This window comes from Sulfuriferula sp. GW1 (genome assembly GCF_047300855.1).
In the GTDB taxonomy this organism is placed as follows: domain Bacteria; phylum Pseudomonadota; class Gammaproteobacteria; order Burkholderiales; family Sulfuriferulaceae; genus Sulfuriferula.
The window spans coordinates 1,483,977-1,507,672 of sequence record NZ_CP170197.1 but is presented as its reverse complement, the minus strand read 5'-3'; the positions used below and the strand labels follow the sequence as shown (position 1 = coordinate 1,507,672).

General features: G+C 56.5%; 16 protein-coding genes and 1 pseudogene. 6 read left to right on the top strand and 11 right to left on the bottom strand.

Annotated features, from left to right (window positions below; all coding sequences use genetic code 11):
• Nucleotides 1-454 precede the first annotated feature (454 nt).
• The 3 genes from ACFDAU_RS07420 to ACFDAU_RS07410 all read left to right on the top strand — a co-directional run bounded on the left by ACFDAU_RS07420 (nt 455) and on the right by ACFDAU_RS07410 (nt 3,452).
• Complete coding sequence (locus ACFDAU_RS07420) at nt 455-715, top strand: helix-turn-helix transcriptional regulator (protein ID WP_413439333.1); 261 nt, start codon at nt 455-457, stop codon at nt 713-715.
• The gene (locus ACFDAU_RS07415) at nt 705-2,000 is read left to right on the top strand and encodes a type II toxin-antitoxin system HipA family toxin (RefSeq protein ID WP_413439332.1); all 1,296 of its coding nucleotides are present in this window, start codon (nt 705-707) and stop codon (nt 1,998-2,000) included. The genes ACFDAU_RS07420 and ACFDAU_RS07415 overlap by 11 nt, the downstream gene beginning before the upstream one ends.
• 303 nt (nt 2,001-2,303) lie before the next feature.
• Entirely contained in the window at nt 2,304-3,452 is a 1,149-nt protein-coding gene (locus ACFDAU_RS07410) for a Fic family protein (RefSeq protein WP_413439331.1), read from the top strand.
• 214 nt (nt 3,453-3,666) lie between these two features.
• Here ACFDAU_RS07410 and ACFDAU_RS07405 read toward each other — a convergent pair whose 3' ends face one another.
• Nucleotides 3,667-4,782 (bottom strand): Fic family protein, encoded by a 1,116-nt coding sequence (locus tag ACFDAU_RS07405; protein WP_413439330.1) that lies wholly within the window; start codon nt 4,780-4,782, stop codon nt 3,667-3,669.
• Between the two features lie 269 nt (nt 4,783-5,051).
• On the opposite strand from ACFDAU_RS07405, the gene ACFDAU_RS07400 reads away from it, so the two are divergent.
• From ACFDAU_RS07400 to ACFDAU_RS07390, 3 genes are all read left to right on the top strand, one after another.
• Entirely contained in the window at nt 5,052-5,264 is a 213-nt protein-coding gene (locus tag ACFDAU_RS07400; RefSeq protein WP_413439329.1) for a hypothetical protein, read from the top strand.
• 111 nt (nt 5,265-5,375) lie between these two features.
• The gene (locus ACFDAU_RS07395) at nt 5,376-9,164 is read left to right on the top strand and encodes a hypothetical protein (protein WP_413439328.1); all 3,789 of its coding nucleotides are present in this window, start codon (nt 5,376-5,378) and stop codon (nt 9,162-9,164) included.
• 33 nt (nt 9,165-9,197) lie between these two features.
• Nucleotides 9,198-10,121, top strand: a complete 924-nt coding sequence (locus ACFDAU_RS07390; RefSeq protein WP_413439327.1) for a nuclease-related domain-containing protein — start codon at nt 9,198-9,200, stop codon at nt 10,119-10,121.
• A 131-nt stretch (nt 10,122-10,252) separates the two neighbouring features.
• Here the strand turns inward: ACFDAU_RS07390 and ACFDAU_RS07385 are convergent, their stop codons facing one another.
• The 10 genes and pseudogenes from ACFDAU_RS07385 to ACFDAU_RS07340 form a co-directional block, all read right to left on the bottom strand.
• A complete protein-coding gene (locus tag ACFDAU_RS07385; RefSeq protein ID WP_413439326.1) occupies nt 10,253-10,843 on the bottom strand; it encodes a nucleotidyltransferase family protein in 591 nt (196 codons plus the stop codon).
• Nucleotides 10,840-11,847, bottom strand: a complete 1,008-nt coding sequence (locus ACFDAU_RS07380) for an XdhC family protein (RefSeq protein ID WP_413439325.1) — start codon at nt 11,845-11,847, stop codon at nt 10,840-10,842. Before ACFDAU_RS07380 ends, ACFDAU_RS07385 begins: the two co-directional genes overlap by 4 nt.
• 31 nt (nt 11,848-11,878) lie before the next feature.
• Nucleotides 11,879-14,093 (bottom strand): annotated as a pseudogene (locus ACFDAU_RS07375) (molybdopterin cofactor-binding domain-containing protein).
• A 158-nt stretch (nt 14,094-14,251) separates the two neighbouring features.
• Nucleotides 14,252-14,707 carry a (2Fe-2S)-binding protein gene (locus ACFDAU_RS07370; RefSeq protein ID WP_413439324.1) on the bottom strand — a complete coding sequence of 152 codons (456 nt, stop codon included), beginning with the start codon at nt 14,705-14,707 and terminating at the stop codon, nt 14,252-14,254.
• A 123-nt stretch (nt 14,708-14,830) separates the two neighbouring features.
• Nucleotides 14,831-16,432 (bottom strand): malate synthase A, encoded by a 1,602-nt coding sequence (gene aceB / locus ACFDAU_RS07365; RefSeq protein WP_413439323.1) that lies wholly within the window; start codon nt 16,430-16,432, stop codon nt 14,831-14,833.
• A 215-nt stretch (nt 16,433-16,647) separates the two neighbouring features.
• The gene (locus ACFDAU_RS07360) at nt 16,648-17,034 is read right to left on the bottom strand and encodes a glutaredoxin family protein (RefSeq protein WP_413439322.1); all 387 of its coding nucleotides are present in this window, start codon (nt 17,032-17,034) and stop codon (nt 16,648-16,650) included.
• 170 nt (nt 17,035-17,204) lie between these two features.
• Nucleotides 17,205-20,303, bottom strand: a complete 3,099-nt coding sequence (locus ACFDAU_RS07355) for an efflux RND transporter permease subunit (RefSeq protein ID WP_413439321.1) — start codon at nt 20,301-20,303, stop codon at nt 17,205-17,207.
• Nucleotides 20,300-21,442 (bottom strand): efflux RND transporter periplasmic adaptor subunit, encoded by a 1,143-nt coding sequence (locus ACFDAU_RS07350; protein WP_413439320.1) that lies wholly within the window; start codon nt 21,440-21,442, stop codon nt 20,300-20,302. Before ACFDAU_RS07350 ends, ACFDAU_RS07355 begins: the two co-directional genes overlap by 4 nt.
• 60 nt (nt 21,443-21,502) lie before the next feature.
• On the bottom strand, nt 21,503-23,035 hold the full coding sequence (locus ACFDAU_RS07345) for an efflux transporter outer membrane subunit (protein ID WP_413439319.1): 1,533 nt from the start codon (nt 23,033-23,035) through the stop codon (nt 21,503-21,505).
• 10 nt (nt 23,036-23,045) lie between these two features.
• Nucleotides 23,046-23,678, bottom strand: a complete 633-nt coding sequence (locus ACFDAU_RS07340; RefSeq protein WP_413439318.1) for a MarR family transcriptional regulator — start codon at nt 23,676-23,678, stop codon at nt 23,046-23,048.
• Nucleotides 23,679-23,696 lie beyond the last annotated feature (18 nt).

The following is a 23,696-nucleotide window of genomic DNA, read 5'->3' as shown; positions in this document are numbered from 1 at the left end:
TTCTTTCCGCAGCAGTTCGCAGCAGTTCGCAGCGGTCATAATGACCTGAACTGGCGCGGTTTGGTGCGGGATTGCGCCCCACCACCAATATTAAAAAAACCAACCGTTCTCGGTTGGTTTTTTTTTCGCCTGTTCCTCCAGTGTTGGCGCGGTCTGTGGGCCTGGCCTCGCGCGCGCCACACCGCCAAACCCGCGTTTCACCCCTGCCGACGCCTCTGGCGCCCGTTGAATAATGATCAAATAGACACGTTTGTACCGGTTGCGGGTTGACCAGGTAATTCACGCACCCTGCTTAATATTTCCCGATCAGGAAATATTTTAGTAGTCGCGCCCTTACATGGAAAAACGTTACCGATCGGGAAATACAGCTTGCGCCTAGTCCGGTTGTGGTTGATAATTTCCCGAACGGGAAACTACGAAACCACGACATCCATACGATAACCTCAACAATTCCATGACATCCATACGATCACCTCAACAACTCGGCGATGCACTTCGTGCCGCTCGCAAGCATCTCGGGCTGACACAGCCCCAGTTGGCCCTCGCGGCGGGGGTTGGTGTGCGCTTCATCGTCGACCTTGAAGCGGGCAAGCCCACCTTGCGACTGGAAAACGTGCTGCGGGTCATTGATGCCCTGGGTGGAGAGATCCAGTTGAGCGGATTGCCATCCATTGCGGCAGACGATCAACGTGAAGGTGGCAACCATGGCGTATGAACTGGTAGTCTGGCTTTTTGCCGATCATGTCGGCACCCTGGCGTTGGTCGACGGACGCCTGAACTTTTGCTACGCACCCGGCTGGCTATCGCGTCCAGACGCCATTGCCTTGTCCGCCTCGCTGCCTTTGCAAGCAGAGCCGTTCGACGATCGCAAAACTCGCCCCTTCTTTGCCGGTCTGCTGCCAGAGGGGCAGATGCGCCGCCTGATTGCGCAACAGTTCCAGGTTTCGGGCCAGAACGACTTTGCACTGCTGGACCACATCGGTGGCGAATGCGCCGGGGCCGTGACCTTCCTTGAGCCGGGGCAGGCTTTGCCTGTATCCACACACAACGATGACATTCAATGGCTGAGCGACGAGGAAGTCGTTGCCGTCCTGGATGAATTGCCGCGTCGCCCCATGCTGGCCGGCAAAGACGGTTTGCGGCTTTCCTTGGCGGGTGCCCAGGACAAACTACCGGTGGTTTTCGATGGTGCCCGCATTGGTCTGCCCCTGAACGGCACGCCCAGTTCCCACATCTTGAAGCCCGCCATTCACGCTGTTGAAAACAGTGTGATCAACGAAGGATTTTGCATGGCACTGGCTGAGGCCATGCAACTCAAGCCGGCAAAGTCAAAAGTTCACGTCGTCTTGGATCGCCCATTCCTGCTGGTTGAGCGCTACGACCGGGTCGTGGATGCTCCAGGGCATCGGCAACGCCTTCATCAAGAGGATTTCTGCCAGGCGCTTGGCGTGGTGCCTGAAATGAAATACCAAAACGAAGGCGGCCCCGATCTGGCCCAATGCTTTGATCTGGTGCGCCGTGCGACGCGCCCCAGTGCGCCGCATATCCTGCGTCTGCTCGACTACGTAATCTTCAATGCGCTGATCGGCAATCATGATGCGCACGCCAAGAATTTCTCACTGCTGCATTCAGGAAAGACTCCCGCCCTGGCACCGTTCTACGACACGCTCTCGACAGCGGTGTATCCAACACTGACAACGAAAATGGCGATGAAAATCGGCAGCAAGTACAAGTTCAGCGAAGTCCAGGCACAGCACTGGGGTCAGTTTGCAGAAAGCGTTGGGCTTACCAAGGCGCAGGCCAAGAGGCGAATTCTGGAGTTGGCAAAGTCACTGCCAGCCACGGCGCGCAAGCTCCAATCTGAACATGGGCAAAGCTTTGCTGGTAATGCCGTGGTTGAGCGAATCAATGTCTTGATTGAACAACGCTGTTCTCTGACGATTCGGCGGCTCACCGACCCCGCTGCCGAAAATGAAGCGGTCGCCGAACCATCTGCCTGAGCCACCGGACGACCGCGCGTTCCGTTCAATCTGTGAAACTGGCAACGCTGGAATGGATGCCTGGTTCAATCACAACCGCCTGTTGGAGCAACTTCGCGAAAAGATCAATTGCGGGGTCTTAACTTAAACCAAACAGCCTCCACGAAACCCGGGCGATTCAAGGTCAAGCCGGTGGCTGATGTGGTTAAGCGCCTGCGGCGCGTGAAGTGATGCAATCTGGACAAATGAAAGACTTCTTTAATTGTTGTCTATCATATTAAAGAATGCTTTAATATTGCGATGCTTTATCAAAGAGCACTTTAAATGACTCGTTCCACCGGTACTTACGCGATTTCGACGACTCTAGGCGAGTCGGTACGGGCGTTCGTGCCTCATCCGTTGCCACCGGCTGACCCGGTCCTGGCCCCTACCTTTTTTGCTAACCTCAATCGTCAGGCAGAACTTGCGCTCGCGCGTCTGGCGGGCGTGTCCGGGTTGGTTCCGTCGGTGGACTGGCTGTTGTACAGCGCCATCCGCAAGGAAGCCCTGCTCACCTCGCAGATTGAGGGCACGCAGGCCACGCTGACCGACTTGTTCGATGAAGAAGCGGGCTTCAAGGTGAGCAACACCGACGATGTGGAAGAGGTAACGAACTACCTCCGTGCTTTCCGCTGGGTTCAAGAACAATTGCGTGACCCAAAAGGACTGCCCATCAGTGTGCGGTTGCTTAGCGACGCCCATCGGCTGCTGCTTGACGGTGCTCGAGGCGCTGGCAAACAGCCTGGGGAACTGCGCCGATCGCAAAACTGGATCGGTGGCACACGGCCCGGCAATGCCGTTTTTGTGCCACCACCGCCCGAGCGCGTATCCGAATTGCTGGCCGACATGGAGCGGTTCATTCACGACACCGCGACGGATTTGCCGCCCATGATCAAGGTGGCGCTCATCCACGCGCAATTTGAAACCATCCATCCCTTCCTTGACGGCAACGGACGTATCGGCCGCCTGCTGATCGCGGCTCTGTTCGAACATTGGGGATTGCTGTCAGAGCCGTTGATATACCTCAGCGGCTACCTGAAGCAGCATCAGGCCGAGTACTACCGTCGCTTGTCGGCCATCCGTACGGACGGCGATTGGGAGTCCTGGGTGACATTCTTTCTGGAGGGGGTGGCAAGCGCCGCTGGTGATGCGGAGAAGAACATCATTGAAGTTGCCAGCCTTGTTGCCGGGGACCGCAGACGCTTATTGCAGTCATCCAGGGCAGGCCCGGCAAGCTACCGGCTGTTCGAGATGCTACCGATGATGCCGCGCTTGACCATCGAACGCGTTCGCCAGCAATTGGATACCAGCTTCCCCACCGCGACGGCTGCCGTGAAGGTGCTGGAGGACCTGGGCATCGTGACGGAGATAACCGGGCAGAAGAAGAACCGCAACTACAGCTACCAAGCCTACGTTGAACTGCTCTCCCGGTGACGAGCACCCACCAACCCGCAGCTGCCCGCACCAGTGCTCATAAGCTCGGGAGGCCAGTCAGCGCATGGTCAACCGTCCGCCACCAATAACAAAACCCCAACCGTTTCCTGGTTGGAGTTTTTTCTTGCCTGCTCGCGTCAGTTCCCGCGTGTTCACGGGGGGTTCTGTGAAAACCTGTGGACCAGGCACCTGGCCACATTGTCCACTCGGAAAATTATTCATTCAGTTCATAGCTGGTACTGCGCCCGCCTGCCGCAGACTTGCGCAGCACACCAAGGGCCAGCAGCTCATTGATGTCGCGCAGGGCAGTATCCGGCGAGCACTTGGCAATGGACGCCCACTTGCTGCTGTTCAGCTTGCCCTCAAAGCCATCCAGCAAGCAATTGATCAGTTTCACTTGCCGCTCGTTCAACGGCGTGGTGGCCCAGCGCTGCCAGAAGCGTGTCTTGGCAAGCACGGCATCCAGTGTGTGCTGCGCAGTATTGACTGCCGTCGCCAGATTTTCCAGAAACCACTTGAGCCACGGCGTCACATCCAGCGAACCCTTTTGTGTGCGCTCCAGGATATCGTAGTAATCACGGCGCTCCCGCTGGATCTGTGCCGACAGGCTATAAAAGCGCTGCGGACTACCATCGGCACGCGCCAGCAACAGATCGCCGATAGCTCGGGCGATACGGCCATTGCCATCGTCGAACGGATGTAGCGTGACAAACCACAGGTGGCCAAGACCCGCTTTCAGAATGGGATGGTCAGGCGTGCTGGCATTGACCCACTCGACAAAGCGCGCCATCTCCGCATCCAGCCGATCGGCCGGTGGTGCCTCGAAATGAACCCGCTGGCGGCCGATCGGGCCGGACACGACCTGCATGGGGCCACTGGCATCATCTCGAAATGCACCAACGTGGATTTGGGCCAGCCCGCTGTAGCCGGTAGGGAACAAGGCGGCATGCCAGCCGAACAGCCGATCCATGGTCAGCGCGGCATCACAACGTGCGGTCGCGTCCAGCACCATTTCGACCACGCCTTCAACGTGGCGATCCACTGGTGCAAGTGCGCCGATGTCGACACCAAGACGGCGGGCAATAGAAGAACGAACGGACCCGGCATCCAGTCGCTCGCCTTCGATTTCGCTGGTCTTGATCACGTCTTCCGTCAACGCCGCCAGACTGGCCTGATCCCGCAAGGCCATGCCGACATCGGCCAAACGGCCGAGCAGCAGACCCTGGGCACGACTGACGTTGGCCAATGGCCCAGCCAGTGAAGCCAGGTCGTAATGCCAGCTCGGCCAATCGCTGGCCTGCCAGATGTAAGTGTAATCGCCGCTATTCATGCGGAGATTATGGGACTCATTATCCGCAAAGGCAAGTTATTCACCGCATTATACGCGGAGAATAATCGGATTATTCTCTGCAGAAATCGTTATGAGGACGTGGGTTCAGTTGCCAGACCCGAAATCGAACTGATGTGGATGTTGAGCCACCCACTGCCATGGCCTTGTGTTTGGGCATACGCACACCACACTCTATTTGAGCGTAAATGAGTGTATTTTTGGCGGGTCTCGAAAATGGGTTTCATTGGGTGTAGTACGGCATTGGTTTTATGATCCGATCCGACACCATCCAGATCACCTCGCGTCGAACTGACCCAAGAGACAAGGTGGCGCAGATGCTGCTCTCGCGCCTGCTCAAGACTGGGCTGGTGGAAACGGACAGTCCTCTCTGGTCGGTGCGTTTCGGGCTGCCGCTGGATGCGCTGCGGTTCTATTTTCCGGGCCTGTACCCTGAAGCGGCCATACGGCCGGATGAGGACTAGATTAGAATCCCGTTGCTATCGAGAAAAACGACAGTCGATAGGTTGTTACAATGGGCAACACAATTCAGTTTAACCTGCCCCAATGGCACTTCTGTTATCACTGCGCGCGATATGAGCATCATCGGCCCCTTCGATCCAAAATTGCTTGGAAACCTTGGCGCTGAAGCTGCCGTAACAAGATTCCGTGACTTGCTTCTTTGCGAGGCAAGATATGTCGGCTTGAGACCAGACGCGATCACCATATCGGCGAATCTTTACGTTTCTGATGGCGGCATTGATGCCCAAGTCGAATCAAACTCTCCTTTGCCAGACGACACATTTATCCGCTACGGAAGAACCGGATTTCAACTCAAGACAGGCACGACATTCAAACCGTGGCAACAAAGCACGCTAAAAAACGAACTGCTTTCTCATACGGGAGAGTTGATATCTGAGGTTAGACGGACTCTCGAAGTGGGGGGCCATTATTTCCTGGTTTGCTTCGGACTTGATCTAACCCCGGAACAACGGAACGACAGTAAAAAACAAATTGCTGCATTGTTTGCGGACTTCGGCTTCTTAGGCATGGACGCTCGCATTGAAATCTTCGGGCAAAGCCAGATTTCAGCCTATGTTGAGCGCTATCCCTCATTGCGCCTCTCGATCACGGGAGGCAGCGACGAAGATTTTCTATCTGTATCCGAGTGGTCGAAACATGCTCACATGAGCAATGAACTCGTTCTATCTGAAAAGCAGGCAAAACTTGTTGAGCAGCTTCGAGAAAAATTGAGGGGTAAAGCGAAACACCTACGGATATTGGGTGAGCCAGGCATCGGAAAAACTCGTCTGGTGCTGGAAGCAGTCAGCGCGGAAGATATATCTCCGATCACACTCTACGTTGATCATGGTGAACGATTCGCACGTACCCAATTGTTTCGGGAACTCTTGCGCGCCGATTCAAAATTCCCGCTGGTGTTAGTCCTTGACGAGCTTTCCGAGCGTGAGATGTCGGAAATTTGGGGGCACCTTAAGAATCGTAGTGGCGCATTGAAGATAATCAGCATTGATCATGCCCCGGATCGCAGCTGGGATTCCGAGATTGAGCGCATTTCTGCTCCCCGCCTTCCAGATCAAACCGTCCGGGCAATTTTGGCACGTCATGTAGGCGAGCACGCAGAACTTGATCGTTGGGTGTCTATATGCGAGGGCTCTCCTCGTGTAACGCAGGCAGTAGGTGAAAATCTGGCCGCCAATCCGGACGACATCCTCAGGTCACCAGCGACGGTTCCGATTTGGGAACGATTTCTCTTTGGTTACGCGCAGCATCAGAGCGATGAAGCTCGCCAGATAGCAAGGATAATGAGGCACATAGCCTTATTCTCTCGCTTCGGGTTTGAAGACCCGGTTGGAAGCGAAGCAAGATACATTGCGGGACTTGTGGCACAAGCTGATCCGGCAATTACCTGGTCAAGATTCCAGGAAATTGTACAAACGCTTCGTGGACGGCGCGTTCTTCAAGGGACTCGCACTTTGTTCATCGTTCCTTGGGCGCTGCATATTCACTTGTGGCGGGAATATTGGCATTGGAATGGCAACGGATTCGATTTCGTTAGCACATTCGAGGCTATGCCGGAATCGCTGCACGGCTGGTTCATGGATATGTTTCGTTATGCCCATGGTTCAGATGCCACCCAGATCGTTCGAAATATCCTTCGCCGTGATGGTGTCTTTTCTGACCATAATTTTCTATGCTCAGCAAAGGGCACTTCATTTCTTTCGACCCTTGCCGAAGCCGATCCATATGCAACCCTTGATCTAATCGAGTACACGATTGGTTCTTGGTCACAGGAAGATCTTCTTGCTTTTAAAACGAATCGCCAAAGTATCGTTTGGACGCTAGAAAAAATCGCCGTCTGGCGCCCGACCGTCGTTCGCGCAATCCGAATGCTGGCCCGGATGGCGATTTCGGAGAACGCGAGCAATAGCAACAACTCAACTGGAACGGTATTGGGATTATTTCGTATTGGTCCCGAAGCGGCGGCTACTGAAGCAAGCCCAGAAGAACGATTACCAGCTTTGTTGGAAATGCTACGTTCAGACAATGACGATTTTAAACGCATGGGACTCAAGGTAGCCGAGGCGGCACTGACGGCCTCTGGAATGGGCTACCGAAGAGTCGGTGCTGAGTATCAGGGGATCAAAGAAAGGGCTGACCTCTGGAGTCCAAAAACTTACGGTGATTGGTGGGCAGAATATCAGCGTTATTGGGACTGCTTGATCGGTGAAACGCGGAACTGGGGTGCCGATTTGCGAAGGGAGGCGAACTCGGCGATTCTTGCAGCCGCGGGAGAGCAGCTGCGAATTGCCCCCCATAGGGAGAAGGTTCTCTCTGTAATTGAACAGGTGTCAACCGACCCGAACACTGACCGGCGACGACTTAACCATTTTATTATTCGACTGCTCAAGCGAAATCATGAAGAGGATGACCGATTAATCCACTTTCGCCTACGCCGCCTTGCAGGGCGTCTTGCCAGACAGAGCCTTGAATCGCGTTTCCAACGATATGTGTTGGACACGACCTGGGGGGAATGGGAGGACTATGAGGTCGATGCCAAGCTTCGAGAGCGCACTCGACCGAAAAGACTTTTGATAGCACTGGCCGAGCGTGTGGCCAGAAGCGATGAAGCATTTGAGCGCTTGTTGCCGAAGCTTGTAACGGGAGAAACGGAGACTGCGGCCTTATACGCTTTTGGAGAGGCTATGGCTGCCGTTGACGTGAACAATCAGCGCCTTCCATCTTTACTTTTATTTGAGAGTGTTTCAATAAAATCTCAATGTCTTGGCGGTTACCTTGCTGGTCTTAAAGCCCGTGACCAGAGCAAATGGCGGGAGGCGCTGCTTGGATTACTGGCTAACCTAAGCACGGCCAATTTCGGCGCTGATTTAATCTGCCGATCCGGCTTTGATGATCAAGTATTGAGTGCATGTTTGGATACGTTTGAAGCAGGTTGGGTGGAACCCGGTTATTTTCAAAGACTCTGTTACGGAAGGAGTTGGCAGACAATTTCTCAAGACGTTTTAGTCCGTCTTCTGACATTGCTCTCCAACCGTAAGGATCAAATTTCAGCTTACGCTCTAGTTGAGCTGCTAGACCATGTTCTGACGACTGAAAACTGGCCTGTAGATTCTGATTTTGCGTTCGGTGTCGTTACTTTACCAAGCCATTTTGAAGAACGACAGGACACTATGCACGCTTACCATTGGCATAGAGTCTGCGAAAAACTGGTGGCATACGATCCAACAAAGGCAATGCCATTGCTCGATGTGCTCCTTCAACAAATGGGTAGCAATTATCGTCTGGGCTACGACCATGACGTTGAGCCATTTGCGCAAGAGCTGTGCCATAACAACCCAGCCGAGGCATGGGAGATTGTTGCAATGCACTTGCTAAGTGTCGCCCCCAACTGGCGCGATGATCTAATAAACTGGTTGAAAGGTGGGATAGGCGATTTCGGTGATGCAAGTTCAGTGCCGCCGATGGCCGAATTTCCTCTACAGACGGTTCTTGTTTGGATAGCACAAAATCCTGAAGGCCGTGCCGCCATGATTGCCCATTGCGCTCCCAGCTCGTTAGACGACGATCTGGGAGGCGCCCTAACAAGAGCACTGCTCGTCAGCTATCGGGATGTCGATGGTGTCCTTAGTGGCATCAGTGAAAATTTTGGCTCTGGCGGATGGAGCGGGCCGAGGAGCCAACATTTGAGATCGAAGCGCGATCGCTTCCGGGGATGGTTGAGTAAGGGTTTTGATCGGAATGTAGTGTCCTGGATCGAAAGTGAAATCACTTATCTTGATAAAGACATCGAAGCTGCAGAAATATCAGAGGAAAGGGAATCTTGGAATCGTCCATCCAACAATTAATTGCAGCGTATTCGTGTGGGAGCAGATGAAGCCATGAGCACATTCGGGCTATCCTTTTTCCTTATTGGCACTTATTTGTCGCTAATGCTGCTGCCAATAGGTGCGATTCAACTTTGGCGGAAGCGGCTAGAATCCAAGCGTCGTTCCCCGCTGAATCAAATGCTGTTGCGTGGACCCGGGGAGTCGCTACGCACCGAATTGGACGATATGCGCTTAGACGTCCTGATGTATGCGGTGATGCTTCCCGTGATACCGTTGCTCGTCTACGCGCTTCATATCTCGCAGTCCTATCTTGGCGGCAGCTCGGAGTCGATTCTTCGCATCAGTGTTGACGTGTTGTTTGGTCTTGGCGCGATTATATTTTTCAGTTTCAAAATCATCACTCTCTTTAAACGAATCAATAAGTTTCGGCTCGGCTACGAGGGTGAAGTGGCTATCGCCCAGGAGTTGAATCAGCTTATGCGCCTTGGCGCTTACGTTTTCCATGATGTGCCTGCTGATGGTTTCAATATCGACCATGTGATCGTTTGGCCCAAGGGAGTATTTGCAGTTGAGACCAAAGGCAGGATGAAACCTAAGCGAAATGGTGGAGCTGAAGATGCCAAAGTGGTTTTCGACGGACAGCGATTGCAGTTCCCAGGCTGGTCAGAATCCGCGCCTCTGGATCAAGCGTCTCGCCAGGCAAAGTGGCTTGCGCAATGGCTTTCAAGCGCGGTGGGCGACAAGGTTGAGGTCAAGCCAGTACTCGCTTTGCCGGGGTGGTTTGTCGAGTTGAAGGCGAGAAGCGATGTTGTAATTATCAATGGCCGGAACGCATCGGGCACCTTTGGTAAATTGTTTCACACCGCGCTCAGTGAGGAGATGGTCAAGCGCATAGCGCATCAGCTGGAGCAGCGTTGCCGGGACGTAGCGCCCAGGCATTTCCATAAGCGTGCAAAGATTTCATCGAATACTTAGTTAGCAACGGCAAATCACCGGGAGACTCACCCCAGATATTCGTAAGCCGCCAGCGGCAAGAAAAGCGGCATCCCCCAGAATGCTGCCATACAACACAATTTAATTCGAATCCCGCCCCGATACCGCAGACTTTATTCCTGGCTTACAAGCAGGTTCCGATAGCGTGCCATATCCTCCGTAGTGTCGATGTCCGCCAGGATGCCGGGGTCTTCGCATGCCAGCAGTGTGGCGCGTGCCTCGTGAGCGCGGACAATTGCGCGTGCGCCCTGGTCGCCGCTGAGATGGACGAGCGCTTCAAAGAATTCGCTCCCGAAGCCGACCGGATGGCCGCGCTGACCCTGGTAAACCGGGGCTGCCAGTGGGGCGCCCTGTTCGAGCTGGCCGCGGATTTCCATCAGGGTGGCCGGCTGGATAAATGGCATGTCGGCAAGCGCGACGATCCAGCCAAGGGCGTGGCTGCTGGCAAGCACGCCGCAGGCGAGACTGGTGCCCATGCCTTGCGTGGCGGCTGGACAGGCCACTACGGTAAGGCCTTCCGCGGCGAACATATCGGCGAGCGCAAGATTATCCGGGTGCACGACGGCGAGCGTCATGGACGTAGCTGCCTTGAGCTTGCGTGCGGCGGCGATGGCAATCGGCGTGCCGTCCGGCAGCAGATGCAGCAGCTTGTTGGAGCCGAAGCGGCTGGAGCTGCCTGCCGCCAGCAGGATGCCGGCGATCATGCGAGCTTGAGTGCAACTTGCCGCAGTTGTGCTTCCGGCTGCCGGGATGGAGTGGCCTGGAGCGTGATTCCGTGACGCAGGGCGGTCATTTCCGCCAGGATGGCGACGGCGATTTCCGGCGGGGTGCGGCTGCCGATGGGCAGGCCCACGGGCCCGTGCAAGCGGCTGATTTCCGCTTCACTCAGGTCGAACAGGCGCAGGCGTTCGCGCCGCTTTGCATTGTTGGCGCGGGAGCCCAGCGCACCGACATAAATGGCAGGCGATTTGAGTGCTTCGAGCAGCGCCATGTCGTCCAGCTTGGGGTCGTGGGTCAGCGCCACGACGGCGCTGTTTGCATCCATTTGCAATTGTTTTACGGCATCGTCCGGCATGCAGGTCAGCAGTTGCACGCCGGGCACCTGCCATCCTTGCCGATACTCTTCGCGCGGGTCGCAGACGATGATTTCGTAATTCAGAGCCTGTGCCATCTGTGCCAGAAAGTGCGAAATCTGCCCGGCACCAATGACCAGCAGACGCTGGCTTGGACCGTGGATGGTGACGAGTTGTTTTCCATCGAATTGCAGCGTGTCGTTGCGTTGTGCGGGGAGCAGCGCCGCATCGCCGGTTTGCAGATCGACGCGGCGCGCGAACAATTCGCGCCGTTCGATGGCGGCGAGCATGGCGCGCAGCACGCGGATGTCCGGTCTGGGTTCCAGCAGCAATTGCAATTGCCCGCCGCAGGGCAGGCCGAAACGCGCGGCCTCCTCCTTCCCCACGCCGTAGGCGATGAGGCCGGGCGTGTCGGTTGCCAGCCGGTTGTCGCGCAACTGCGCGATCAAATCATCCTCCACGCAGCCGCCGGACACCGATCCAGCCAGCTGTCCATCCGCACGCATTGCCAGCCAGGAGCCGGGCGGACGCGGCGCAGAGCCCCAGGTCTTGACTACCGTGGCGAGTGCGACGCGATGACCCTGTTCCAGCCAGTCGATGGCGGCGCGTAGTACGTGCAGGTCAACGTTATCCAATCTCGTTATCCAATCTCGTTATCCAATCTCGTTATCCAATCTTCAGCACGCTGGTATCGAACGGCAGCTTGCGCAGGCGCTTGCCGGTGGCGGCAAACAGGGCATTGGCCACGGCAGGAGCGATGGGCGGTACGCCGGGTTCGCCCACACCAGTCGGGTTGGCGACGGAGGGAACGATGTGCACTTCCACCTGCGGCATTTCGTGGATGCGCAGCAGCGGGTAGTCATTGAAATTGGATTGCTCGACGCGGCCTTCCTTCAGGGTGATCGCACCGTACAGCGCCGCCGTCAGGCCGAAACCGATGCCGCCTTCCATTTGCGCGCGGACGATGCTGGGGTTGATCGCCATGCCGCAGTCCACCGCGCATACCACGCGGTCTACGCTAAAGCTGCCATCCGGTCGAACCGTGACTTCGGCGACTTCGGCAATGTAAGTATTGAAGGATTCGTGCAATGCAATGCCCCGCCCGCGCCGGACGCCATCACGGTGCGGCAGCGCTTTGTCCCAGCCGGATTTTTTCGCCGCCAGTTCGAGCACGCCGCGATGGCGCGGGTGATCTTTAAGCAGATCGTGCCGGAAGTGATAGGGATCCTTGCCTGCGGCATGCGCCACCTCGTCGATGAACACCTCGGTGGAAAACGCCGTATGGGTGGACCCGACGGAACGCCACCACTGGACGGGAACCGGCAGCTTGCTTGGGCGAATGCAGGTCGACCAGCATGTTGGGAATGGCATAAGGGAGGTTGGCCGCGCCTTCGACTGAAGTAGCATCGACGCCATCCTTCAGCATGGCGCCTTCAAAAGGCGTGCCGGTGATGATGGACTGGCCCACCAGCCGATGCTGCCAGCCGACGAGATTGCCGTCCGCATCCAGCCCGGCGCGCAGGGTGTGGTAAAAAAGAGGCCGATACCAGCCGGCGCGCATGTCGTCTTCGCGCGTCCAGACCATTTTCACCGGCGCTTTGCCGCCGAAGGCCTTGGCGATATGCACGGCCTCCAGCACATAATCGGAGTGCGGGTTGGCGCGGCGGCCGAAGCTGCCGCCGGCGTACAGCGTGTTGATTTTTACCTGCTCCGGCTTGAGACCGGTCGCCTGGGCAATGGCATTCTGGTCGGCGGTCTGGGACTGATCGCCGTTCCATATTTCGCAACTGTCGCGGTCGAGTTTTACCACGCAGTCCAGCGGCTCCATGGCGGCATGGGCGAGATAAGGGAATTCGAACGATGCTTCCAGACGCTTTGCGGCCCGGCCTATGCTTTTTTCCGCATCGCCGCTTCGGTGGGCCACCGCGCCGGGGGTGTGGGCGAGTATCCGGTATCGGGAGAATATTTCATCGGTGCCCAGCTTGAATGCCTGCGACTCGTCCCACGCTACAGTGAGCAGGTCGCGGCCTTTTTTGGCGGACCAGAAATCCTTGGCCAGAACGGCTACACCGGTGGGGATGGCCACCACGTCCACCACGCCCTTCACCGATTTTGCACGCGCGCCGTCAAACGATTTGAGCTTGGCGCCGAAGCGCGGCGCGTGCGCAACTACGGCGGTAAGCATGCCGGGCAGGCGCACATCCTGGGTGAACTGCGCAGTCCCGTTGATCTTGGCCTTGCTGTCTTTGCGCGCCACATTTTTGCCGATGTACACGAAGTCTTTCGGGTTCTTGAGTTTGACTTCCGCGGGCACTTCCTGCGCGGCTGCCTTGACTGCGAGCTCGCCGAAGCTGGCCTTGCGGTTGGATGCAGCGTGGCTGACGACGCCTTTTTTCACCTGGATACTGTCTGCGGGAACCTGCCACTCGGCAGCAGCGGCGGCGACCAGCATGGCGCGCGCGGACGCGCCGGCCTTACGCATCTGTTCGAAGGAGTTGGCGATGGCGGTACTGCCGCCGGTGCCTTGCGTCGGCCCCCAGAACAGGTTGTTGTAGCGTTTGGCGTCGGCCGGGGCACCTTCCACCTTGATCTGCGACCAGTCGGCATCAAGTTCTTCGGCCACCAGGGTAGGCAGTCCGGTGTAAGTGCCCTGCCCCATTTCCAGATGCTTGACGATCACCGTGACCACATTGTCCTCGCCGATGCGTACGAAGGCATTGGGTTCGAATGTCTCCGATATTGCTGCGGCGCTGCCGGCTTTGCCAGGCCTGGCTACGGGCGATGCGGCGTGTCCCAACGGCAAATAGATGGCGAGGGTGAGGCCGACGCCTGCTTGCAGAAAGCGCCGGCGGCTTACATTGACGATCCCGATTTCACTCATGGTCACCTCTATAAATTCATTTTGCGGGCGAATCGCAGCGTCACATGCTCGTTCGCTCCTCGTCTATCAATCCGATATGCCTCGTCGCTCACTGCGCGGCTCCTTGCGCTTCATCCCGCAAAAGCGAATTTCTGGAGGCGTCCATATGTCCCGGCTCCTCAAGCTAACTTCTTCGCCGCTTCCTTGATGGCCGCGCGGATGCGTTGATAAGTCGCGCAGCGGCACAGGTTGCCGGCCATCGCGCTGTTGATGTCGCTGTCGCTGGGCTTGTGGTTGCCGCTGAGCAGGGCCACTGCGGACATGATCTGGCCCGATTGGCAGTAGCCGCATTGAACCACTTCCAGTTTATCCCACGCCGCCTGTACGGCGTGGCCGACCCTGGAGTCGAGGCCTTCGATGGTGGTGATCTTCTGGCCTGCCGCTGCCGATACCGGCGTCATGCAGGAGCGTATCGGTGCGCCGTTGAGATGCACCGTACAGGCGCCGCATTGCGCGATGCCGCAACCGTACTTGGTGCCGGTCAGGCCGACGGTGTCGCGCAACACCCACAGCAGGGGTGTGTCGGGGGCAACGTCCACAGTGTGCTGTTTGCCATTGATGGTGAGTGCAATCATGGAAAATCGCCTCCGTTTATAAAGTAGTTAAGGCAAGTGGCGGCATAGGGCGCCATCAGGTCCGGTGCCGGCAAAAGACAGATTATAGTCAATTGAAGCGTTATGCCAGGAAAGCCGGCAGACTCAACCCAGATATTCGTAAGCCGCGAGCGTCATGAAATCTGCAAACGCGTCGTTCACCACCAGGGATTGAACGACCTCCGCCGCCAGCGGGTATTTTCCGGCAAGAAATGCGGCCTCCCCCAGTTCGTTGCGGATATGCTGCAATTCCTCGGGAATCATGATTAGCACCAGCTCCATCGTGACTTTCCTGCCGTCATCCAGCACGCCCAGCGGGCTGCGAATCCAGTGCCATACCTGGGAGCGCGAAATCTCTGCGGTTGCCGCATCCTCCATCAGATGGTGAATGGGCACAGCGCCCTGCCCGGCCAGCCAGGCGCCCATGTATTCAATGCTGACCTGAATATTGTTGCGCAAGCCATGCTCGGTGATGGGCGTCCGGGGCTGGAAATCCAGCAGGTCTGCGCGGGTGACATGCACGTCTTCATGCTTGCGCTGAATCTGGTTCGGCCCGGGCATTGCCCGATCAAAGGCATCGCGTGCCACCTGTACCAGCGCAGGGTGCGCCACCCATGTGCCGTCATGGCCATCCGCAGCCTCGCGGTTCTTGTCCAAGCCGACCTTGGCCAGTGCGGCGGCATTGCCTTCGGGATCGTTCCTGATGGGAATCTGTGCCGCCATGCCGCCGATTGCATGGGCATTGCGGCGATGGCAGGTTTTGATCAGCAACCGGGAATAGGCGCGCATGAAGGGAGTCGTCATGGTCAGCGCCTCGCGCTCGGCAAGCATGAATGAAGGATGCTGATGCAATTTCTTGATGCAGCTGAAAATGTAATCCCAGCGCCCGCAATTCAGCCCGGCCGAATGCGATTTCAATTCGTGCAGAATTTCGTCCATCTCAAACGCAGCAGGAATGGTTTCGATCAGCACCGTGGCCTTGATGGTGCCGCGGGGAATATCCAGTTGATCCTCGGCTGCATTGAACACGCTGTTCCAGAGCCGTGCCTCGAGATGGCTTTCCATCTTGGGCAGGTAAAAATACGGGCCTGTTGCATAGGCAAGCTGGGTGCGGGCGTTATGGAAGAAAAACAGGCCGAAATCAAACAGGCTGGCCGAAATGGCTTGGCCGTCCACCAGCATATGCCGCTCCGGCATATGCCAGCCGCGCGGCCTGACGAACAGCACCGCTATCTGCGGGTTCAATGCATAGTGTTTTCCCTCGGGCGTATCCAGCGTAATGGTGCGGCGCACGGCATCGCGCAGGTTGATCTGCCCCTGGATCAGGTTATTCCAGACCGGCGACAGGGAATCCTCGAAATCCGCCATGAACACGTTGGCGCCGGAATTGAGCGCGTTGATGACCATCTTGCGTTCAACCGGGCCGGTAATTTCCACCCGGCGATCCTGCAGTTCTTCAGGCACCGGGTCGATGACCCAGTCAGCTGCACGAATGGATGCGGTCTGTTCCAGGAAATCAGGCTGGATACCCTGATCGAACGCCACCTGACGCTGGGCACGCAGGGCAATCAGGTTCTGACGTTTGGGCTCGAATTCGCGAGACAGCGCCGCCAGGAACGAAAGCGCCTCGGCACTGAGTATGGATGCGTATTCAGCTGAAACGACACCCTTGATTTCAACGCCATCGGGCAGGGGCGACACACTCATGAGATACCCCTTTCAGCAGGCGCCAGCGCAACAGGGAAAACCCTTTTCAGTATAGGAAGTATTCAGCCGATTACAGCAGCAATTGATGGCTCCGCAGGAATCCATGTACCGCCATGGATATCGCCTCGATTTATCCGGACGATGCTGTCATGCAGCGACCGGCCGGAAAGGCCGCGGATGGAAACCTCCGGGTAAACCGGTCAACCGAAGAAACCTCAGGCAAAACGCCCGTGCAGATATTGGATGATGGCGGAAGACTCATACATCCACTGGCTATTCCCCTGCTCGTCCGTAATTTTCAGACAAGGCACCTTGATTCGACCGCCCCCCTGCAAGAGTGCTTCGCGGTGTTGAGGCAGTTTTTGCGCATCCAGCAGTGCAACATCCAGCGATAAGCGGCTGAATTCGCGCCGGACTTTGATGCAGAAGGGACAGGTTCTGAATTGATAAAGCGCCAGGTTTTGGCATTGCCGGTCGACCAGTTGTTGCGCACCCGCTGGCCGGGCCATGCCCTTCGGCGTGGTGGCTTTTTCCCACAGCAGCATGAAGGGCGTCATCACGATCCGCAACGTCTTGAAAAACATTCTAAAGAACCATTTCATCAGGAATTCCCGGGTAATTAATTGATTGGAAGAAGGAACCGTGTCACGGCGGTATCAGGTTGCCGGCCATTCTGCAGGCGATTGTGAATTGGGTATGGCTTGTGCTGAGCCTGATGGCCACGCGCAAGCGGATAAGCCACCCGCTTGCGCGCTGAGTTCAACCATCCAGTCTAATGAGCCTCGCGTTGCGCCAGCGCGCGAGCTTCATGGCTATGGTCCGCCGCAAGCAGCATGTAGATGCCGGGGACGACAAACAGGGTGAACAAAGTGCCTATCGACAAACCGCTGGCAATTACCAGGCCCATATTGAAGCGGCTGACCGCACCGGCACCGCTGGCAACGATGAGCGGTACGACACCCAGCACCATTGCAGCGGTGGTCATCAGGATAGGGCGCAGACGCAAGCTGGCCGCTTTCTCGATGGCTTCACGCTTGCTGGCACCCATACGCTGCAAGTTATTGGCAAATTCCACGATCAGGATGCCATGCTTGGAAATCAGGCCTATCAACGTCACCAATCCGACTTCGGTGTAGATATTGAGTGTGGCGTGGCCTATTCCGAGATTGATAAAGATCAACGCACCGGCAATCGACATCGGCACCGACACCAGAATGATGATCGGGTCGCGGAAGCTTTCGAACTGTGCCGCCAGCGCCAGAAAAATGATCACGATCGCGAAGAAGAAGGTGAGCACCAGACCGCCCGATTCCTGCACGAACTGGCGTGAAGGCCCGGAGTAGTCGAAGCTGTAACCCGCCGGCAGGGTTTGCTGCGCCAGGGTCTTGAGACGCTGCAGCGCCTGGCCTTGTGAAATGGTCGGGAACGCCACGCCTTGTATGGTCGCCATGTTTTGCTGCTGGAAATGGTTAATGGTTTCCGGCTGGGTCGTGGTTTCCAGATGCGCTACGGTAGACAACGGCACCATTTGCCCGCTGGCAGTCCGCAAGTAGTACTGTTTGAGCTGGTCGGCATTCAGCCGGAAACGCTGCGTCACTTGCGGAATGACTTTGTAGGCACGGCCGCTGAGCTCGAAATAATTCACATAGCCGCCGCCCAGCATGGCGGATAACGCCGAGCCGATTTCCTGCATGTTCAGGCCGAGTTGCGCCGCCATATTGCGGTCGATGACCACGGTGGTTTGCGGCAAATCGATGCGCAGATCCGACTGGAGGAAGATGAATTCGCCGGTTTTCTGCGCCGCCTGCAGGAACTGCTGCGATACATCGAAGAGCTGGGAGAAAGGCTGGGTAGTCGTTATCACGAACTGGATCGGCAAACCCCGCGCGCCCGGCAACGGGGGCGGCTGGAAAATGGCATTCTGGGTTCCCGCGATTTGCCCCAGATCCTTTTGCACCAGGGGTTGAATCTGGGTCGAGGTTCTCGTGCGCTCATCCCAGGGTTTGAGCACCATGCCGCTGATCACCTGCGTCGGAGAATTCAACTGGAAGATATGGTCGGTTTCCGGGAATTTCGCGAATGCCTCGCGAACCTGGCTGCCATAAAGTTCGCGCTGTTTGAGCGTGGCATCCGGCGCATTAAATGACGCGGCAATCAATATGCCCTGATCTTCCTGGGGCGCCAGTTCGGACATCGACGTGGTATACAGAAAATAAATGCCGCCCAGCACGATCACGGCAAACACCGCGATCACCGCAACATAATTGAGCACGCCATGCAGTCTTTTCTGGTAACGCACATGCAGGCGCTCGAACTGCTTGTCCAGCCATACCACCAGATGGTCCTGCCAGTTTCCGCCTTCGCGTTTGGGCGCGCGCAGCATGCGCGAACACATCATCGGGGAAAGTGTCAGCGCGATGATTGCGGACATCGTCACCGCGCCCACCAGCGTGAACGCAAACTCGGTAAACAGTGCGCCGGTCAGCCCGCTCATAAAACCTATCGGCACATACACGGCGATCAGCACGATGGTCATCGCGATAATCGGATTGGCCAGCTCGCGTGCGGCTTTGATTGCAGAATCGTAGGGCGACAGCCCTTCTTCCAGGTGCCGGCTGACGTTTTCCACCACAATAATGGCATCATCCACCACCAGGCCGATGGCGAGCACCAGCGCCAGCAGCGTAAGCAGGTTAATTGAGTAACCCAGCGCCAGCATCACGGTGAAAGTCCCGATCAGGGACAGCGGAATGGCGATGATGGGTATCAACACCGAACGCAGCGAACCCAGGAAAATGAATACCACCACCATCACGATCAGGATGGCTTCTGCCAAGGTCTTAACCACTTCGCTGATGGATGAATTGACGAATTTGGTCGAGTCATAAACGATATTGCTGTTCAGTCCCTTGGGCAATTGCGCCTGGACTTCCGGCATGACTTTGCGCACCCGCGCCACCACATCCAGCAGGTTCGCGCCGGGTGCAACCTGAATACCGATGTACACCGCCTTGCGGCCGTCAAACGACACACTGGATTCATAGTCGTCGGCGCCCAGCGTGACGTTGGCCACATCTGACAGGCGCACAATGGAACTGCCCTGTTGCTTGATAATCATCTGCTTGAATGCTTCAACCGAATGCAGCGCTGTCGATGCATTCAGGTTGATCTGAACCATTTCCCCCTTGGACTGGCCGCTGGAAGACAGAAAATTATTCGCCGCCAGCGCGCTATACACGTCTGCTGCTGTCAATCCGACCGCAGCGAGTTTGTGCGGGTCCAGCCACGCGCGCAGGGCAAAGTTTTTCGCTCCCAGCAACTCTGCATTCTGCACACCATCTATCGCCTGCAGTTTGGGCTGTACCGAACGCACCAGGTAATCCGTCACCTGGTTGGGCTTGAGTACATCGCTGTAAAAACCGATGTACATCGCATCGATGGTCTGACCTATAGCCACCGACATTACCGGCTTTTGCGCCTGCGGCGGCATCTGGTTGAGCACCGCGTTAACCTTGGTGTTGATCTCGGTAAGCGCCTTGTCCGGATCGTAATTCAGACGCAAGTTTGCGGTGATGGTGCTGACGCCCTGAATACTGCTGGAGGTCATGTAATCAATACCATTCGCCTGGGCTACCGCATTTTCCAGCGGCGTGGTGATAAAACTCGCCACCAGATTGGCGTCGGCACCGGGATAGGCTGTGGTCACGGTCACGACCGCATTCTGCGTATAAGGGAACTGCAGCACGGGCAACGAACCCATCGAACGCAAGCCCAGCACCAGTATCACCAGACTGATAACCGATGCCAGTACCGGACGTTCGACAAAGAGATCGGTGAATTTTCGCATCGTGGCGCCGGCAGATGTACTCATTCGTCGCTCACTTTGGGATTGGGATTATTCGCTACGCCGATACTGTTGTTGATGAACACGGGTGACCCGTTATGCAGTTTGAGCTGACCTGCGGTTACTACGGTTTCGCCGGCTTTAAGGCCGGACAGTACCGCCACTTGATCGCCGCGCGTCTCGCCGGTCGTTACAAAGCGTTGCTCAACCGACAACCTGGCTTTGCCATCCGCGCCCTTGCCTGCATCCTTGACGATAAATACCGTACTTCCATAGGAATTGTAAGCAATCGCCATATTGGGCAAGGTAATGTATTGCCGCTGGCCGCCCTCATCTATCCGGGCAGTCGCAAACAGGCCCGGCAGTAATTCGCCTTTGGGGTTGGCAATCCGTGCTCGCACTTTGAGGTTGCGCGTTGCAGTATCCACCTGCGGCTCTATCGCGGAAATGCTGCCGATGAAGGTTTTACCCGGCAATGCATTGGTTTGCACGGTGATTTTGTCACCCACATGAACCAGGTCTATCTGACCCTGGGGTATGCTGAAATCCAGATACATGGGATCGAGTTTCTGCAGGTTGACGATCGTCGTCCCCGCTGCCAGGTATTGACCAAGATCAATCTGGCGTATGCCCAGCTTTCCGGAAAAAGGCGCTCGTATGTATCTCTGTTCAATGGTGGCCTGCTGTGCCGCCACCTGCGCCTGAGCACTTTTCAGGTTGGCGGCATCCGCTTCCACGGCAGCCTGGCTGATTGCCTGGACCTTGAGCTGCGCCGAATCGCGTTCATAGTTTTGCCGGGCCAGTGCGGCAGCCGCCTTGAGTTGCTCCAGTTGTGCCTTGAGCGGCCCCGCATTCAGTTCCACCAGCAGCTGACCCGCCTTGACCGTTTTCCCCGATTCAAAATGGATTGCCGTGACCAGGCCACCTACCTCGGCGGCAAGATTGGCGCCGCTGGCTGCACGCAGATTACCGACTGCTTCCACACTGGGCTGCCAAGCCGAAGCTTGCGCGACGATCGTGGATACGGCTTGCGGCGGCATGCCCTGCCCTTTGATTGCCTTCTGTATCATCTTGTTGCGAAACTGCTGAAAGCCGTAAATAGCGCCGAACACTAACGCGGCAAGCAGCAGCATGATGATCATGCGCTTGGTCGTTCCCTTAGTCATAAAAGTACTCCGTGCATCAGTTGTGATTCAGAAGGGTTGGTTGTTTCCAACTTGCAGCGCTTAATCTGCTGCGGCACTGACAGATTTGGGGGCCGTTGCACCCTGATTTACTCCCGCCGTCCAGCCGCCTCCCATGGACTGATATAGCGCTGCAGTATCAGTCAAACGCTGGGTTTGCGCGGCGATCAGGTTAATGCGGGTTTGCTGCGCCTGCTGCTGCGCCGTGAGCAGCTGCAAATAACTTGCGCCGCCCAATTGATATTGTTGTTGCATGAGGCCAAGCGCTGCCTGCGCAGAGGCATCCGCAGCGGCTTGCGCCTGCAAGGTTTGCGCGTCGTTGTCCAGGGCGCGCAGCACATCGGCAACATTGCGCAAGGCTTGCAGCACGGTCTGCCGGTAATTGGCGGCTGCGGCATCGAATCCGGCCTCGGCGGATTTAACGCCCGCCTTGAGACCCGCATTGAATAATGGTTGCACTATTTGCCCCGCCAAACCCCAGATCATGCTGCCGGCACCGAATAAACTCGATGCGAGCAAGGCTTGCGAACCCAGATTGGCTGACAGGTTGATTTGCGGATAGCTGTTCGATATCACCACGCCGTATTGCGCGCTGGCTGCATGCAATAACGCCTCCGAGGCCTGTATATCCGGACGCTGGCGTACCAGTTCGGACGGAATGACGACGGGCAAATCGGACGGCAGCGTGAAATCGGCCAGGGTGAATTGCGGCACTTCTCCTGCACCGGGCGCCTGACCTGCCAACACCGCAAGCAGATGATTGGTTTGGTCCAGCTTGTTGCGTATGGGAGGAATACTGGCACGCGTTTGCTCGACCTGCGTTTGCAAAGTGAGCACCTCGCTACGCGCAATCGCACCCAGTTGAAGGCGCTGCTGGGCGATGCCGAGCTGCTTCTGCTGAGCCGCCAGAATCGCCTCGCTAGCGCTGATTTGCGCACTATACTGGGCCTGCATCATGGCAGCCGTGACCACATTCGCAGCCAGCGTCAGTCGCGCGCCTTCAAGCTGATATTGCTGATAATCAGTCTGCGCGGCATAGCCTTCAAGTGCACGGCGGTTACCGCCGAACAGGTCCAGCTTGTAGCTGACTTTCACCCCGGCGTTATACAGCTCGAATACCCGATCGCCTCCCTTCAAACCCATCCCGGAGTTATTGGTGCCGGTCCGTTGCGCGCCCAGATTCGCATCCACTTGCGGATACAGGCTGGAGCCGGCCTGCGCAGCATAGGTTTGTTGCGCCTGGCGCAGCGTTGCCTGGGCTGCCTCCAATGAAGGGCTGCTGCGCAGCGCCTGTTCAATGAATGTATCCAGTTTTGGGGAGGCGAAATTTTTCCACCAGCTTGCCGACACAGCTTGCCCGACCACAAAACGCTGCGCTCCGCCCATCTCCGTATCGGGTGCCGTTGCAGTTTGCGCTGGCAGACTTTTTGCGGTGTAGCCATTTACTGCAGGGGGAGCAGGCCGTTTGAAATCCGGGCCGACACTGGCGCAGCCAAACAGCGATAAGCTACTGACCACCAATAGCAAAGCACTGGAACGGGGGAACAATCCAATAAAAACAGAAGAACGCGTCATATTCGGGCTTTCATTTCTGATGACTGGATTTAACGCCATCCGGTTTGGCTGCCTTGTCGGCAGCAGGATCCGGGGTGCCATTTACATTGGCTATGGAATCTACCAATTTATACTGGAAAGCTTGCATCTGTTTTTTTTCCGCCATACTAAAATCTTTCCAGATGGCCTGGTAAACCGCCCACTGCTTGGGCATGATCGATTCAACCAGCTCGGTCCCTGCAGCAGTCAAGCTTAAGATGACTTTGCGCCTGTCGGTTTCGTGGCCTTTTCTGCTGACCCAGCCTTTTTTTACCATTTCATCGGCAAACCGCGTGATATTGGTTCGTGACGACACGACGATATGGCTCAGATCACTGGGATAAATATAACGGCCCGGACTGGAATACAGCATGATCAATGCAGTCCAGATCGTGTCGTTAATCCCGTAAGGCTGCAGGCTCTGATTCATCAACTCCTGCAATTTCTTGAAGATCATAAATTGCATGCGTGACAGCATTACTTCCTGGCGAGGCTGACCGGATATCTGGCTGTCTATGGCATCCAGGCGCTGTTCAAAAACGTTAAGGCATTCCTTAACCATATTGTGCACACAGTTATAATAACTCTGAAAATAGTAACTTACGTTATCACTTTTAGTCAACACGACTAAAATTCGGGATCG